12 protein-coding genes are annotated in these 16,260 nt (G+C 69.5%); 5 read left to right on the top strand and 7 right to left on the bottom strand.

The window, feature by feature from the left end:
• Positions 1-152 precede the first annotated feature (152 nt).
• Positions 153-2,441, top strand: coding sequence for an FG-GAP-like repeat-containing protein (locus ACW5EG_RS12670; RefSeq protein WP_457021703.1), 2,289 nt, complete (start codon positions 153-155; stop codon positions 2,439-2,441).
• Between the two features lie 167 nt (positions 2,442-2,608).
• Here the strand turns inward: ACW5EG_RS12670 and ACW5EG_RS12665 are convergent, their stop codons facing one another.
• The 3 genes from ACW5EG_RS12665 to ACW5EG_RS12655 form a co-directional block, all read right to left on the bottom strand.
• The gene (locus ACW5EG_RS12665) at positions 2,609-3,346 is read right to left on the bottom strand and encodes a phosphoadenylyl-sulfate reductase (RefSeq protein ID WP_457021701.1); all 738 of its coding nucleotides are present in this window, start codon (positions 3,344-3,346) and stop codon (positions 2,609-2,611) included.
• Positions 3,343-5,061: an assimilatory sulfite reductase (NADPH) hemoprotein subunit gene (gene cysI / locus ACW5EG_RS12660; protein ID WP_457021699.1), complete on the bottom strand. Its 1,719-nt coding sequence runs from the start codon at positions 5,059-5,061 to the stop codon at positions 3,343-3,345. The genes ACW5EG_RS12665 and cysI overlap by 4 nt, the downstream gene beginning before the upstream one ends.
• A gap of 99 nt (positions 5,062-5,160) precedes the next feature.
• Complete coding sequence (locus ACW5EG_RS12655) at positions 5,161-7,002, bottom strand: assimilatory sulfite reductase (NADPH) flavoprotein subunit (protein ID WP_457021697.1); 1,842 nt, start codon at positions 7,000-7,002, stop codon at positions 5,161-5,163.
• Positions 7,003-7,140: 138 nt separating this feature from the next.
• Between ACW5EG_RS12655 and cysD the strand changes: the two genes are divergently transcribed.
• Both cysD and cysC read left to right on the top strand, forming a co-directional pair.
• On the top strand, positions 7,141-8,067 hold the full coding sequence (gene cysD, locus ACW5EG_RS12650; protein ID WP_457021695.1) for a sulfate adenylyltransferase subunit CysD: 927 nt from the start codon (positions 7,141-7,143) through the stop codon (positions 8,065-8,067).
• A gap of 132 nt (positions 8,068-8,199) precedes the next feature.
• A complete protein-coding gene (gene cysC / locus ACW5EG_RS12645) occupies positions 8,200-10,068 on the top strand; it encodes an adenylyl-sulfate kinase (RefSeq protein WP_457021693.1) in 1,869 nt (622 codons plus the stop codon).
• Positions 10,069-10,074: 6 nt separating this feature from the next.
• On the opposite strand, the gene ACW5EG_RS12640 is transcribed toward cysC, so the two are convergent.
• Together ACW5EG_RS12640 and ACW5EG_RS12635 are read right to left on the bottom strand one after the other, a co-directional pair.
• Positions 10,075-10,341: a GlsB/YeaQ/YmgE family stress response membrane protein gene (locus ACW5EG_RS12640; RefSeq protein ID WP_457018635.1), complete on the bottom strand. Its 267-nt coding sequence runs from the start codon at positions 10,339-10,341 to the stop codon at positions 10,075-10,077.
• Positions 10,342-10,418: 77 nt separating this feature from the next.
• A complete protein-coding gene (locus ACW5EG_RS12635) occupies positions 10,419-11,912 on the bottom strand; it encodes a M20 family metallopeptidase (RefSeq protein WP_457021691.1) in 1,494 nt (497 codons plus the stop codon).
• Positions 11,913-12,115: 203 nt separating this feature from the next.
• On the opposite strand from ACW5EG_RS12635, the gene ACW5EG_RS12630 reads away from it, so the two are divergent.
• Positions 12,116-12,451, top strand: a complete 336-nt coding sequence (locus ACW5EG_RS12630; protein ID WP_457018637.1) for a ComEA family DNA-binding protein — start codon at positions 12,116-12,118, stop codon at positions 12,449-12,451.
• A gap of 304 nt (positions 12,452-12,755) precedes the next feature.
• Positions 12,756-13,343, top strand: coding sequence for a HutD/Ves family protein (locus ACW5EG_RS12625; RefSeq protein ID WP_457018638.1), 588 nt, complete (start codon positions 12,756-12,758; stop codon positions 13,341-13,343).
• A gap of 69 nt (positions 13,344-13,412) precedes the next feature.
• Here ACW5EG_RS12625 and ACW5EG_RS12620 read toward each other — a convergent pair whose 3' ends face one another.
• Both ACW5EG_RS12620 and ACW5EG_RS12615 read right to left on the bottom strand, forming a co-directional pair.
• Positions 13,413-15,047 (bottom strand): sulfite reductase subunit alpha, encoded by a 1,635-nt coding sequence (locus ACW5EG_RS12620; RefSeq protein WP_457018639.1) that lies wholly within the window; start codon positions 15,045-15,047, stop codon positions 13,413-13,415.
• Complete coding sequence (locus ACW5EG_RS12615; RefSeq protein ID WP_457018640.1) at positions 15,044-16,012, bottom strand: FAD:protein FMN transferase; 969 nt, start codon at positions 16,010-16,012, stop codon at positions 15,044-15,046. The genes ACW5EG_RS12620 and ACW5EG_RS12615 overlap by 4 nt, the downstream gene beginning before the upstream one ends.
• Between the last annotated feature and the right edge of the window lie 248 nt (positions 16,013-16,260).

The raw sequence follows: 16,260 nt of genomic DNA, 5'->3' as shown, positions 1-16,260 counted from the left end.
TTTCAAAGACTTGAAGCGGCCCTGTCGCTGCGCGAACGACCATGGCAACTCCACCGCAGCGCTCCTTTCGGCTTCCGGTCGGGGCAGCGCTGGCTTATGCTGCAAGACTCTCCGCGGGGGGCGGGGCCTATTTCCATACTCGGGATTGCGACATGCGCAAACATTTGCTGGGACTGATGCTGATCACCGGCATGGCCGGCTGCACTTCGGAGTCGGACATCGTCCCGGCAAGCGGAACGGCGGACAGCGTCGGACTGGCCAACCCGGACACCGCACCGACAGCCGCGTCGCTGGCCGCGATGCGGGAGTCCACCGCAAGCTTCGCCGCGCTGCCCGATCGGGGCGAACTGCTGGCCTACGGTGGCGCGCGCAAGGCGCGGACCTCAGGCGCGTATACCTGGCACCCGGTGGCGATCAGCGAAGAACATGCGCTGAACGCGATCGGTAGCGGGCGCCTGGTGCTCAACACCCCCGACGGCCAAGCCTTGGATCTCCAGTACGAACGGCACGAAGAGCAGCCTGACGGCAACTGGACATGGATCGGCCGCAGCGACGATGGCACGAGCGCCGTCCTCACGTTCGGCGAGAAGGCCGTGTTCGGCATGATCAGTGGCGATGATGCGCATTATCGCGTACGCACCGATCGCTCCGGCGCCTGGGTGGTGGCCACCGATCCGCGCCTGGTGGCGGCCAATGGAGGCCGGCCGAAGGACGGCAACGACGTTCTCATGCCGCCGGAGAGCCGCGCATTGGCGGCCGCGGTGTCACGCCATCTGGACTCCAAATCGATGGCCACCAGCGACGCTATTCCCAACAAGGCGACCGCTGTAGTTGACGTCCTCATCGGTTACTCCAGCACGATTGCCAGCGAGCTCGGCAGCCAGGCGGCTGCGATCACCCTGATGAGCAATCTGGCGGCTGCCGCGAACGCTGCCTACGCCAACAGCGGCGTGAACATGCGCTTGCGCCTGGTGCATGCCATGTCCGTCAGCTATGCGGACAACACCCGTAACCGCGACGCGCTGCAGCAGCTCACCGGCTACAACGTCGACACCCAGCAGCCGGTCACGCCAAACGCGGCCTTCAATGCACTGCGTGCCGCGCGCAACGAGTATGGCGCGGACCTTGTGGCCTTCGTTCGGCGCTACCGGGAACCCGAGCAGGACGGTTGCGGTATCGCCTGGCTGCTGGGAATGGACCAGTCGGGCATCTCCACTGCCGATGAGGCATTCGGGTACGCCGTCGTCAGCGATGGGTCCGACCGCGACGAAGGCGACAACAACACCTACTTCTGCAGTCAGTTTTCGCTGGCGCACGAGCTCGGCCACCTGATGGGCCAGGCCCATGACCGCGACAACGCGACGGATGCTGGCGTGCACAGCTACTCGTACGGCTACCGTGAAGCGTCCCCGACCGGGTTCTTCACGATCATGGCGTATCCCTCCGGGAACGCCCAGATTGAAGCGCCGTATTTCGCCAACCCCGCGGTGCGCTTCAGCAATCGTCCGACCGGAACCTCGACTACCGACAACGTTCGCAGCATGAATAGCACCATGCCGATCGTCGCTCGTTTCAGGAATACCGTGGTTCCAATGGTGAACGCCTACAGCGACTTCAACGGCGATGGTCTGTCCGACGTTGTCTGGAGGAACAACTCCAGTGGCCAGAACCAGCTGTGGGCTTCGCCGGGCTTCGGTAGTCAGGCGTTGACCGGAGCGGACTCCACCTGGCTGCACGCCGGGATTGGTGACTTCAATGGCGACGGCATGAGTGATCTTGTCTGGAGGCGGGGCACCACCACCCTGATCTGGTATTCGGGCAATTCCAACACACGAGCTACCCTGACCAGCCTGGCCGCACAATGGCAGATCAGCGGGGTGGGTGACCTCAATGGTGATGGCAAGGACGACCTGGTCCTGCGCGACTCGCGGACCAGTGGACTGATCGTCTGGTACTCGGCCAATTCCGCGACGCGGAAAAGCTTGTCTCCCGTCAACAGTACGTGGGCATTGGCGGCAGTCGCCGACCTGGATGGGGACGGCAAGGATGATCTACTGTGGCGATCCAATACGGGCGCCAACATGGTCTGGTCCGCCGGTGAGTATGCGCAGCGCAGGAGCTTGGCCGCTCTGGTGCCGACGTGGAGCTTGGCTGCCTCGGGAGATCTCGATGGCGATGGGAAGGCAGACCTGATCTGGAGGCACGCCGCGAATGGCGCCAGCGTTGTCTGGCGAGCCGGAAACTTGAACACCCGCTGGTCGCTGTCGAGCCTCGATTCAACCTGGACGATCGCCGCGGTGGCTGACTACAACGGGGACGGTCGCGACGATGTGCTCTGGCGCAGGAACACTGGCGCTAATGTCGTCTGGTTTTCAGGGAATGTATCGACCCGCACCTCTCTGCCGGTTGCCCCGGGTGGCAGCTGGAGAGTGCTCAGGTAGAGGCGGGGACGTCCCCAATCCGAGTGGATGATGCGCTGGAATGCCAGCGCATCGTTGCCATCACGGTGGGTTTTGCGTGGGCGGATCCGTTGCAGGCAGGGCCGTGCTCAAGGGGCCGGGCTAGGTCTTTGCTGCAATCTCAGTCGTCCTGCTCGGGCTGTGTCTGTTCACCCGACCAGCGAAGTTTCGTCAAAATGCAATCCGCACTCCCGCTTCAATCCAAAGAAGCGTGTGGCCTCTTCGCTGACCCCATCCGACAGCGGTCGCGTCGTATGCACATCCCCGATCGAGACGTAACCCTGATCCCATAGCGGGTGGTAGGGCAGGCCGTGGCGGGACAGGTACTGGCCGACATCGCGGTCGCTCCAGTCGGCGATCGGGTGCAGCTTCCAGCGGCCGTCCTTGCGCTCGAGGAAGTCGATGCCGGCGCGGCTGCGGCTCTGGCTGCGGCGCAGCCCTGCGATCCAGGTGCCGACGCCGAGCTCGGCCAGGGCGCGCTGCATGGGTTCGACCTTGCGCAGGCGGTTGTAGCGGGTGATGCCGTCCGCGCCTTCTTCCCAGATGCGGCCCATGCGGGCTTCCATCCAGGCGACGCCGAGCTGCGGGCGGTAGACCTTGAGGTTGAGTCCGAGCTGGTCCGTCATCTCGTCGATGAAGCGGTAGGTTTCGGGAAACAGGTAGCCGGTATCGATCACGATGACGGGGAGGTCGGCGCGCTGGCGGGTGGTCATGTGCAGCGAGACCGCGGCCTGGGCGCCGAAGCTCGACGACAGGGCGTGGGAGCCGGGCAGGGTGTGCAGGGCCCATTCCAGGCGCTCTTCGGCGCGGCGACCGCCGAGCCAGCGGTTGAGTTCGGCAAGCGCCTGCGGCGATTCGGCGGCGGCGGCGGGCGTGGGCAGGTTCATGCGGGATCTTCCAGGAGCGTGCTGGCGATCGGGCCGTGGCGGCGATCCTTCTCGGGGATATCGACCACGTCGGTGCGCAGCAGGAAATCGCCGAAACCCTCGCCAGGCAGTCGCGAATCCGCGTAGCTCGCGAACAGCGGCTCGAGCGCGGCGAGGATCTCGGCTTCGGTGATGTTTTCGCGGTACAGCGTGTTCAGGCGCTGGCCGCGATGGTCGGCGCCGAGCATCAGGTTGTAGCGGCCCGGTGCCTTGCCCACCAGCGCGATCTCGCCCAGGTAGGGGCGCGAGCAGCCGTTTGGGCAGCCCGAGACGCGCAGCAGGATCGGCGCTTCGGCCAGACCGTGCGCTTCGAGCAGCGGCTGCAGCTTGGCGGTGAGGTCGGGCATGTAGCGTTCGGCCTCCGCCATCGCGAGCGCGCAGGTCGGCAGCGCGACGCAGGCCACGGCGCTGCGCGCCAGTGCGGTGGGCGCGCGGTTCTCGGCGTCCAGCGCGTGCTGTACGACCAGGGCATCGATGCGCGCGCGCTCGTTCGCCGGGACGCCGGCGATGATCAGGTTCTGCGTTGCAGTGAGGCGGAACTCGCCCTGGTGGATGCGCGCAATCTCGCGCAGTCCGCTCAGGTGCGGGGCGCCGGGCCGGTCGGCGATGCGGCCCGACGGCAGCGACAGGGTCAGGTGCCAGCGCCCGTCATCGCCCTCGACCCAGCCGAAGCGGTCGCCGTTGTGGTCGAAATGGAAGGCACGCGCAGGCTCCAGGCGGAAGCCGGCGCGCTGCTCCATCTGCGCCACGATGGCGTCCAGGCCATGGTCGTCGATGGTGTACTTGAAGCGCGCGTGCTTGCGCTCGATGCGGTCGCCGAGGTCGCGCTGCACGGTGACCGCCGCCTTCGCGATCTCGAGCACGCGCTCGGGCGGCACGAAGCCGATGACGTTGGCCAGGCGCGGATAGGTCTTGGGATCGCCGTGGCTCGCGCCCATGCCGCCGCCGATGGCAACGTTGAAGCCGGCCAGCTGGCCGCTGTCGTCGACGATGGCGATCAGGCCGAAGTCGTTGGCGAACACGTCCACGTCGTTGAGCGGCGGCACCGCCACGGCCATCTTGAACTTGCGCGGCAGGTAGGCGGCGCCATAGATCGGGTCTTCCTCGATGCCGCTGTCGGCCAGCTTTTCCTGGTCCAGCCAGATCTCGTAATAGGCGCGCGTCCTGGGCAGGAAGGCCTCGGACAGCTGCTGCGCCCATTCGTGCACCTGCGCGTGCAGCCGCGACTGCAGCGGGTTGCTTGCGCCCAGCACGTTGCGGTTGACGTCGCCGCAGGCCGAGACGGTGTCGAGCGCGGCGGCGTTGATCGCCTGCATCGTGGCTTTGAGTTCACGCTTGATCACACCGTGGAACTGGAAGGTCTGGCGGGTGGTGACGCGCAGCGAGTCGTTGGCCCAGGTGGTGGCGACGGCATCGAGCTTGAGCCACTGCTCCGGCGTGAACACGCCGCCCGGCGCGCGGATGCGGATCATGAATTGATGCGCGGGCTCGAGCTTCTGGCGGCGGCGCTCGTCGCGGATGTCGCGATCGTCCTGCTGGTAGCTGCCGTGGAACTTGACCAGGCGCTGGTCTTCGAACGACAGCGACCCGGTGACCGGATCGGCCATGCCTTCCAGCAGCGTCCCTCGCAGGCTGCGGCTGCCGGTCTTGATGTCTTCGACGGAAGGATGGCTCATGGCGTTGCGGGGGCTCGAATTTGCTCCCTCCCCCGCGCGCGGGGGAGGGTTGGGGTGGGGGCACCTTCCCACGCAGGCGGGGGAAGGGATGGCATCGGGTCAGTACACATCGCGGCCGTAGCGGCCTGCGGCCTGCAGACGGGTGAGGTAATCGGCGGCGGCCTCGGCATCGCCGCCGTTGTGCGCGGCGACGATGTCCAGCAGCGCGGCGTGCACGTCCTTGCCCATCGCGATCGCGCCGCACACGTACAGATGCGCGCCGCCCTGCAGCCAGTCGTAGACGTCGCGGCCCTGCTCACGCAGCCGGTCCTGCACGTAGACCTTGGCCGACTGGTCGCGTGAGAAGGCCAAGTCCAGCCGGTGCAGCTCCTTGCGCTGCAGCGCGTCCTGCCACTCGACCTGGTAGAGGAAGCCGGTGTTGAAGTGGCGCGCGCCGAAGAACAGCCAGTTGCGTCCGCCCGCGCCGGTTTCCGCGCGCTCCTGGACGAAGCCGCGGAACGGCGCCACGCCCGTTCCCGGGCCGATCATGATGATGTCGCGCGACGGATCGGACGGAACCCGGAAGCGCTCATTGGGTTCGATGTAGACCGGCACCTGGCCGGCGTCCTCCAGCGCTGCGAGGAAGCCGCTGGCCGCGCCGATGTGTTCGTGGCCGTGGGCGCTGTAGGCCACCACATCCAGGGTCAGGTGCGCTTCCTCGCCGACGCGCTTGCGGCTGGACGCGATGGAGTACAGCCGCTGCGCCTGCGGCCGCAGCGCCGCCAGCAGCGCGGCGCCGTCCCAGTCCGCCGGCCAGCGGCGCAGCACGTCGGCCAGCTGGTGGTCGGCGAGCAGCGCGGCGAAGCCGGCGTTGCCGGGTTCGAGCAGCTGGCGCAGGTCGTCGGCGCCGGAGCGTTCGGCCAGCGCAGCCAGGAACGGCCGCGACAGCCGGCTGAGCTCGCGCCGGGTCGCCAGCCATTCGGCCAGCGGCAGGCTTTCGCCGTCCAGGCTGATGGCGGCATCGCCGCCAAGGCGGGCGGCCTCCAGCACCGGCACGACCAGCGCCTCGGGGTTGCGATGGCGGATGCCGAGCGAGTCGCCGGGCTCGTAGGCCAGGCCCGAACCGTCCAGCGACAGCTCGATATGGCGCACGTCCTTGTCGACCGTGCCGTAGCGGCGGAAACCGGTGCCGCGGAACTCGCGCCCGCTGAGCGACTGGTTGGCCAGCACTTCGGCCGGGAACGGGCGCTCGTGCGACCAGCTCGCCGCCGGCCGCAGCGGGGTGACGGTGGCCATATGCGCCGCGGTGGCGGTTGGCGCGGACTTGAGGTGTTCGCGCGCCTGCTCCAGCGCGGCCTCGCGCCACGGCCCGGCAATGGTGTCGATGTCGAGGTCGGCCAGGCCCGGGTCCGCCACACGCTGCGCGCCGAGTTCAGCCAGGCGCGCGTCGATGCGGCAGGCAATCCCGCAGAAATCGGCGTAGCTGGTGTCGCCCAGGCCAAGCACGGCGAACTTCAGCTCGGGCAGCTTCGGCGCGCGCCTGCCCTGCAGGAACTCGACGAAGCCGATCGCGTCGTCGGGCGGATCGCCTTCGCCCTGTGTGCTGATCACCACGTAGAGCAGGCGCTCGCCGGCGAGTTCGCGGGTGGCGTAGGCATCGGTGCGCACCAGGCGGGCGGGGAGGCCGGCGGCCTGCACCTTCTCGAGCAGCGCCTCGGCCGCGCGGCGGGCATTGCCGGTCTGGCTGCCGTAGAGGATGGTCAGCCGCGGGCTGTCCGCTGCATCCGCGCGCGGCGCTGCGGCGGATGCGGTGGCGGGCGCGGCGCCGCGGCTGGCCAGGCCGGCGGCATATCCGGACAGCCACCACAGCCCGGCCGGCTCCAGCCCTTGTGTGAGGCGGAACAGCGCATCGGCCGTGTCCTGGGGAAACGGCAGTGCAGGCAGTGCGGCGGGTGCGGACATCCTCGCGTGGGTCCTTCTTGACTGTGCGCCACAGGCTAGGCGTGCGCAGGCAGGGCCGGAAAGGATCGACGGTTATGCAGTCATGCCCTGCGGTGATTTACGGGGACGGTGGGGGTGTTAGCTACAATCGCCGCCGACATGAGCCTTCTCTATCCAGCCCCCGCAGTGGACGCAACCGACCTCGATCGGCTCGAGGCCGAGAGCCTGCACATCCTGCGCGAGGTCGCGGCCGAGTGCCGCAACCCGGTGCTGCTGTATTCGATCGGCAAGGACAGCTCGGTGCTGCTGCACCTGCTGCTCAAGGCGTTCGCGCCGGCGCTGCCGCCGATCCCGCTGCTGCACGTGGACACCACCTGGAAGTTCCGCGAGATGATCGCCTTCCGCGATCGCCGCGTCGCCGAGACCGGCATCGAGCTGCGCGTCCACATCAATCCGGACGGCGTGCGCGACGGGGTCGGCCCGTTCAGCCATGGCGCAAGCGTGCATACCGAAGTGATGAAGACCCTGGCGCTCAAGCAGGCGCTGGAAGCCGGCGGCTACGACGCGGCGATCGGCGGTGCGCGCCGCGACGAGGAGAAGTCGCGCGCCAAGGAGCGCGTGTTCTCCTTCCGCGACGGCAAGCATCGCTGGGATCCACGCCGGCAGCGGCCCGAGCTGTGGAACCTGTTCAACGCACGCGTGGCCGAAGGCGAGAGCGTGCGCGTGTTCCCGCTGTCCAACTGGACCGAGCTGGACGTGTGGCGCTACGTGCGCCGCGAGAACATCGACGTGGTGCCGCTGTACTTCGCGGCCGCACGCCCCGTGGTGCGCCGCGACGGCACCTGGATCATGGTCGACGACGAGCGCTTCGTGCTGCGCGAGGGCGAGAGGGTGGAGCAGCGCCGCGTGCGCTTCCGCACCCTGGGCTGCTACCCGCTGACCGGTGCGGTGGAATCGTCCGCCGCCGACCTCGACGCGGTGATCGCGGAAATGGAAACCAGCGCGCAGTCCGAGCGCGCCGGTCGCCTGATCGACCACGCCGATGGCGATTCGATGGAGAAGAAGAAGCGGGAAGGGTATTTCTGATGTGCAGTGGTTGGTGGCGCGCATGCTCGGGATGACAGGCCTCGGAGTACGAGGGTCGTGGAAGGAAGAAGGACAGCGATGAATAGCGTGGCCGTCAACAGGCATCCGGTGCGTGACGCAGACACTGCGCCTGTGTCCCTGGCTCCGGATCTGGAGTCGCGCGGGCCGGCATCCGGCTCACGGTTCCTGCGCCTGATCGCCTGCGGCAGCGTCGATGACGGCAAGAGCACCCTGATCGGGCGCCTGCTGCACGAGGCCGGCCGGGTCGCGGACGACGAACGCGCCGCGCTGGCGCGGGCGAGTGCCTCCCACGGTACGCGCGGAGACGAGATCGACTACGCGCTGCTGCTCGATGGCCTGGACGCCGAGCGCGAACAGGGCATCACCATCGACGTGGCCTGGCGCCACCTGCAGACCGCCCGGCGCCGTTTCCTGATTGCCGACTGCCCGGGCCACGTGCAGTACACGCGCAACATGGCGACCGGTGCCTCGGTGGCCGACCTGGCCATCGTGCTGGTCGATGCCACCAAGGGCCTGCTGCCGCAGACCTTCCGCCACGCCGCGATCCTGTCGCTGTTCGGCGTGCGCCATGTGCTGCTGGCAGTCAACAAGATGGACCGGACCGGCTACGACCAGGCGGTGTTCGACGCGATCGCGACGCGCTTTCGCGCGCACGCGGCCAGGCTGGGCGTGCCCGACGTGGTCGCGATTCCCGTGGCCGCCGCAGTCGGCGACAACATCACCACGCGCTCGCCGTCGATCGACTGGTACGCCGGGCCGAGCGTGCTCGAGCACCTTGAGAACGTCGAGATCGCGACGCCCGATCCCGCGCTGCCGGTGCGACTGCCGCTGCAGTCGGTGCTGCGCGATGCCGGAGGCGGCCGCTGGCTGGCCGGCACCATCGCCGCGGGCACGCTGCGGGTGGGTGATGCGGTACGCGTGGAGCCGGCCGGCGCCGCCAGCCACGTGGCCGCGCTTGGCATCGGCGGGGTAAGCACCGGGTCGGCGGGTCCCGGCACGGCGGTGGCGGTGCAGCTTGCAGACGAGGTCGATGCCGGCCGCGGCCACGTGCTGGCCGGCGGCAACGAGCCGCTCGCCCACAGCGACCAGTTCGTCGCCGACGTGCTGTGGTTCGACGAAGCGCCGCTGCTTCCCGGGCGCCGCTACCAGCTCAAACTCGGTGGGCGCACGGTCGGCGCGCGGATCAGCGAGCTGAAGTTCCGGCACGATCCGGAGAGCCTGCAGCCGCTGGCGGCCAAGCGCCTGGAGTTCAACGAGATCGGCGAATTGGTCCTGTCGCTCGACGCCGTGGTCGCCTATGCGCCCTACGCCGAGAGCAAGGCGCTGGGCGGCTTCATCCTGGTTGATCCGATCAGCCGCGCCACCGTCGGCGCGGGCATGATCCGCCACGGTCTGCGCCGCGCCGACAACATCCACTGGCAGGCGCTGGACGTCGACCGCAAGGCGCGCGCCGCGATCAAGGGCCAGCAGCCGCGCTGCGTCTGGTTCACCGGGCTGTCGGGCGCCGGCAAGTCGACCGTCGCCAACCTGGTCGAGCGCGGCCTGCTGGCGCGCGGCCTGCACACCTACCTGCTCGACGGCGACAACGTGCGCCACGGCCTCAACCGCGACCTCGGATTCACCGACGAGGACCGGGTCGAGAACCAGCGCCGCGTGGCCGAAGTGGCGAAGCTGATGACCGAGGCCGGCCTGATCGTGCTGGTCAGCTTCATCTCGCCGTTCCGCGCCGAGCGCGCGGCTGCGCGCGCGCTGTTCGACGCGGGCGACTTCATCGAGGTCTTCGTCGACACGCCGCTGGCAGATGCCGAGCGCCGCGACGTCAAGGGCCTCTACGCCAAGGCGCGGCGCGGCGAGCTGCCCAACTTCACCGGCATCGACTCGCCCTACGAGCCGCCGGAGCATCCCGAGCTGGTGCTCGACACGCAGTCCGCGGAAGCAAGCGTGCTGGCCGAACAGGTGATCGCACGCCTGCTCGACTGAGCCGGCTCAGCGACGCCGCAGCATCCCCACCAGCAGCAGGATCACGATCGCGCCGACCAGCGCGGCCAGGAAGCCCACCTTCTCGCCCGCGCCATACCAGCCCATCGTGCGGCCGAACCAGCCGGCGAGCAGCGCGCCGCCGATCCCCAGCAGGGTGGTCAGGATCAGGCCCATGCGGTCGCGGCCCGGCTTGAGCAGACGTGCCAGCACGCCCACCACCAGTCCCACCAGGATGATCCAAAGCCAGCTGCTGCCGCCGAAAATACCGTCCATCTGTTTCCCCTGTCGTCGTTGAAGTGGCAAGGCTGGCAGGGCCGACGCGTACGCGCCAGCCCCGCGCCGGAGTGGTTTCAGCAGCAGCCGTGGTCGCCGTGGCGGGCGCCGCTGTCGGGCGCGACGGCCGCACCGGTGGTTTCGCCGCGCTGGCTTGCCAGATGGTGTTCGGCGATCACCCGCGCCACCGAGGCGGTGACCTTCTTGCCCATCGGGATGTGCAGGAATTCGTTCGGCCCGTGCGCGTTGGAATGTGGGCCGAGCACGCCGGTGATCATGAATTGCGCGCCGGGGAACTTCTCGCCGAGCATGCCCATGAACGGGATCGAGCCGCCTTCGCCCATGTACATCGCCGGCTGGCCGAAGAACTCCTGGCTGGCGGTATCGATCGCGCGCTCCAGCCATGACGACAGCGCCGGTGCGTTCCAGCCGGTGGCAGCCTTCTCCAGCGCCAGCGTGACCTGCGCGCCGTTGGGCGGATCGCGCAGCAGTTCGGCCTGCAGCAATTCGCCGGCGCGCTTGCCGTCGACGGTGGGCGGCAGGCGCAGCGACAGCTTGACCGCGGTATGCGGACGCAGCACGTTGCCGGCCGAATCCAGCGCCGGAATGCCGCCGACGCCGGTCACCGACAGCGCCGGGCGCCAGGTGCGATTGAGCACCAACTCGGTCAGGTCGTCGGCCATCGGGCGCATGCCCGGCAGCAGCGGGAACTTGTCGTAGATGGCGGTATCCAGCACCTCGGCCGCGCGCTGCGCTTGCGCCAGGCGTTCGGCCGGGATCTCCGCATGCAGGCCTTCAAGCACGATGCGGCCGGTGGTCTCGTCCTCGATGCGCGACAGCAGCTGGCGCAGCAGGCGGAAGCTCGACGGCACCACGCCCGAAGCGTCGCCCGAGTGCACGCCTTCCTCCAGCACCGTGACGGTAAGGTTGCCGCCAGTCAGGCCACGCAGCGAGGTGGTGCACCACAGCTGGTCGTAGTTGCCGCAGCCCGAGTCCAGGCACACCACCAGCGAGGGCTGGCCGATGCGGTCGGCGAGGTGGTCGACATAAGCGGGCAGGTCGTAGCTGCCCGATTCTTCGCAGGCCTCGATCAGCACCACGCAGCGTGCGTGCGGCAGCTGCTGCTCGTGCAGCGCGAGGATCGCGGCCAGCGAGCCGTAGATCGCATAGCCGTCATCCGCGCCGCCGCGGCCGTACAGCCTGTCGCCGCGCAGCACCGGCTTCCACGGGCCGAGGTCGTCGTCCCAGCCGGTCATCTCCGGCTGCTTGTCGAGGTGGCCGTAGAGCAGCACGCAGTCGTCGTCGCTGCCACCGTGCGCGGCGGGGATCTCGATGTAGATCAGCGGCGTGCGGCCTTCCAGCTGCACCACTTCCACCTGCATGCCCGGGATCGGCTGCGCGCGCGCCCAGGATTCCATCAGCTTCACCGCGTCGGCCATGTAGCCGTGCTTCACCCAGTCGGCGTCGAACATCGGCGACTTGTTGGGGATGCGGATGTATTCGACGAGCTGCGGAACGATCTCGTCGTCCCACTTGGCGCCGACGTAGCGGTCGATCTTGCTGGCGTCCATCAGGCGTGTCCGGTGCGAAAACGCCAATTCTACCCGTGGGGTGCGTGTAGGGCTTTTCCGACGCCCGTATGCGGCGTAACCCGGTAGCGCCACAGCGCCTGCGGCGATGCCGCTCGGCGGCGCAGCGCAGGAGACTGTGCTTACCGGCCGCGGAGACCGCGCCGGGGGCAAGGAAACCCGACTTCACCACCAGGAGATCCGACATGAACAAGATCAAGGCACTGTTCTCGACGCTGGCGCTGTCCCTGCTGCTGGCCGGCAGCGCGCTGGCCACCGAGAAGGTCAACATCAACACCGCCGACGCCGCCACGCTCGATCGCGTGTTGCACAACGTCGGCGCCGCCAAGGCCGACGCCATCGTCGCCCACCGCAAGGCCAACGGGCCGTTCCAGAGTCCCGAGCAACTGGCCCAGGTGAAGGGCATCGGCCTGCGCACGGTCGAACAGAACCGCGATCGCATCGTCGTCTCCGCCCCGCGCCCGGCCAAGCCGGCCGCGGCGGGTGCCGCCGCCGGCCGCACCGCCGCGCAGACCCGCTGACCCCAGTTGGCGGACGCGCAGGGACGCGCGCCCGCGACGGGAGCAGGGATGCTCCGGGGACCGGCCGGAGGCCGCCACAGGGACGTACCCGCCGCCCGTTCCGCGCCAGGATGGCATGGACGGGCGGCTTCACGTCTGCAGTATCGGACCGCCACGAAGTTCCGGGATTGACCGGCTTCGCCGTTGTAAAGCTCTTCTTCACTTCGTTCGGAATGACAAACCGGACTTCTTCAGCATTGCCCTGAGCAGACGCTGTCATCCCGAGCGCAGCGAGGGATCTCGCCGCCATGGCTACACTGGCGGAATGACTTCGCGCTCGCGCGTCATCCCAGCCAACCAATACCGCCGGCTGCGCTGGGCCAACCATGCGGGCTGGACCCGCGAAATCCACGCCGAGCCCGGTGCCGACAGCTGGCGCTGGCGCATCTCGATTGCCGAACTCGAGGCTGTCGCGCCGTTCTCGCGGTTTCCGGGCGTCGAGCGCGAGCTGGTCCTGCTTCGCGGCGAAGGCCTGCAGCTGCGCTTCGAAGACGAGTCGCCTGTCGAACTGGATCCGCCCCATGGCCGACTCCGTTTTGATGGCGGACGCGCGCTGGCCGGCGAGCCGCGCGGGCGCTGCGAGGTGTTCAACCTGATGTGGCATCGCGACGCCGCCTCGGCGCAGCTCTGGCATCGCCCGCTGGCGGGCCCGATGCTGGTCTTCGTCGATCCGGGCTCGACCTGGATCGTGCACCTGCTGGGCGGTCACGCGCGCATCGGCGGGGACGCAGCGCTGCCCGCGCTGGCGACGGGGGACACCGCGCTGCTGGCCGCCAACGGCGAACGCACGCGCTACGTGATCGAAGGCGGCGGCGAGGCGCTGCTGGTGCGGATTAACGGCCCGACACGCTGACGCGGGCGCTGCATGCGCTGCGCGCGGGCAGGCGCGTACACCGGCTGTGGGACATCGCCCGGCGGCGATTCAGTACACGTCACGCCGGTAGCGGCCCTCCGCGCGCAAGCGCTCGAGCGTGTCTTCGCCCAGCGCCTCGCGCAGCGCGGCGTCGACGCCGGGCGCCATGCCCTGGAGGCTGCCGCAGACCAGGATGCTGGCGCCGTCCGCAACCCGGGCCCGCAGCGCGGGCGCCGCAGCGCGCAGCGCGTCCTGCACGTAGCGCGGGCCGGCCCCGTCGCGGGAAAACACCAGGTCGCTGCGCTCGATCACACCGTTGCGGGTCCAGCGCTCGATGTCCTGCGCGAAGAACGCATCGCAGGCCTGCTGGCGCTCGCCGAACAGCAGCCAGTTGCGGCCGGCGCCCGCGGCCTCGCGGGCCTTGAGAAGCGAACGCAGCCCGGCGATGCCGGTGCCGTTGCCGATCAGCAGCAGCGGCCGTTCGCCGACGGGCGGATGGAAGTTGGGATTGCGGCGGATGCGCAGGTCGATGCCGTCGCCCACATCGGCATGCAGGCACAGCCAGCCGCTGCCCAGGCCCGGGCGGCCATCGTCGCGCTGCATCTGCCGCACCAGCAGCTCCAGCGCACCATCGCCGGGGAGCGAGGCGATCGAGTACTCGCGGTGCGGCAGCGGCTGCAGCGCATCGACCAGCGCCTGCGCATCGACGGGCGGAGTCACTGCATCGGGCAACTGCGCGCGCGACAGCGCCTCGCGCAGTGGCATCGCCTGCGATCCGAACCGCACCACGGTCGCGCCATCGAGCGCGCAGGCTGCCAGCAGTGCATCGACCTCGGCAGTTGGATTGCGCGGACCAATCTCGGCGATGTCGCCGGCCTGCCACGCGGGCGCCGTCCCAGGCGGCGGCTGCAGCGCGAGGTGGAACGCAGGGCCGCCCAGGCTGCCCGGATTGAGCAGGCGGCGCGACGCCAGTCGCCAGCATTCGTAGCGCGGCGGCGCCCAGTCGGGCATCGCCTCCGCGCCTGCGGCCAGGGCCAGGTGATGTTGCCAGTGTCGCAGCGTGCCCGGGTCGCCGTTGTCGACCTCGGTCAGGTCGAACATCGCATTGGCGCCGGACTGTCGCAGCCACTGCTCGAGCTGGTGTCCGAACCCACAGAAGTGCGCGTAACTGCGGTCGCCCAGCGCCAGCACCGCGTACTCCAGATCCGCGAGGCCCGCGTGCCCCGCCATCGCCGCACGCACAAAGGGCAGCGCCGGGTCAGGCGGGTCGCCTTCGCCGGTGGTGCTGACGATGAACAGCGCGCGCCGGGTGCGCGCCAGCATCGCCGCATCGACCGCCGACAGCGGCAGCAGCGCAACCTGCGTGCCGGCGGCGCGCAGCGAGGCGGCGGTATGCGTGGCCAGCTCGAGGGCGAAGCCGGTCTGGCTGGCGTGGGCGACCAGCCAGGGCAGCGCTGCGCCGGTGTCGGATGCCTGCGTCTCGCGGTCGCGCGTGCGCAGCAGCAGCCATGCGACTGCTGCGAGATACGCCACCAGGCTGCCGGCGGCCAGCCACCAGTGGCGTGGCCGCGGCGAGGCCGGCCACCAGGGCTCGTTGTGCAGGGGCAGCAGGGCCAGCGCGGCGACAAGCAGCGCCGCCAACATTGCGGCGTTGCCGAGCAGGGCAGGCCAGCGCGGTGGCGTCGTGGGCGCCGTCGCGGTCATGGCGCGAGGCAGGCCTCGAATGCCGGCGTCGTCAGCGGTTGCGCGTTCGCGTCCGCTGGCAGCAGCCGGGCCGCAAGGCCTTGCGCTTCGGCGAACGCGGCGCCGGCCTCCAGGCCCATCACGGTCAGCGCGGTGGACCAGGCGTCGGCCAGCATCGCGCTGCCCGCGATGACGCTGACGGCGGCAGGTGCATCGGCCACGGGCGCGCCGATGCGTGGATCGATGGTGTGCGACAGCTCGCGGCCGTCGACCTCGAAGCGCTGCCAGTACGCCCCGGAGGTGGCGATCGCCGCATCGTCGAGCGTGACCACGCAGGGCTCGGCGTCGTCCACGTCGCCGCTCTCGACCAGCACGCGCCACGGTGTGCCGTCGGGCTTGCGCCCATGGCCTCGCAGTTCGCCGCCGACGTCGACCAGTGCGGCGCCGATGCCGCGCTGGCGCAGCAGCTCCACCACCGCGTCCACGCCGTAGCCTTTCGCGATCGCGGACAGGTCCAGCGCCAGTCCACCGGGCTGCCGCAGGCGCCGCGCGTCGCGATCCAGCTGCAGCTGGCGCCAGCCGGATGCGTCGCGTGCACTGGCGAGCGTTGCACCGTCCGGCACGCCGCGTGCGTGCGCGTGCGCGCCGAAGCCCCAGGCACCAACCAGTGCACCGATGGCAGGATCGAAGGCGCCATCGCTGTCGTGTGCCACCTGCAGCGCGCAGTCCATCACCCGGAAAAAATCATCGGGCAGCGATTGCCAGCTGCCGGCGGGCGCGCGGTTGAAACGGGAGAGGTCCGAGCCGGGTTCCCAACTGCTCATCTGCGACACGATCGCGTCCAGCCGCGCCTGCACCGCGCCATGCAGCAGGTCCAGCGGCTCGCTGCGCGGTGCGTGCAGGTCCACGCGCCAGCGCGTGCCCATGGTTTCGCCGTACAGCGTGTGCAGGACGAGCGGGCTGGCGGTGGAATGGGCGGTTGTCATGCAAGGTCTGGTGAAGGGGTCCCGACGTGTGCTCTCTGAGTTATCTCTGACGTTGCGCATAACGGCGGATCGGAGCCGCGACAGCAACGACCCGTTAGCCGCGCACTGGCGTCCTGTGGCCGCGGACAAGCGCGCCATGGGCGAACCCGGTCTGCTCGCGCGGCACTGCCGCGCGACCGGGTGAGCGCCTGGCGCCATGCGCCGGGCCGGACCGACCGCGCAGCGGACGGGCGCGCGCCCGAGTCAGG

The organism is Luteimonas sp. A611 (genome assembly GCF_054072715.1).
This window is presented reverse-complemented; position numbering and strand designations above follow the sequence as displayed.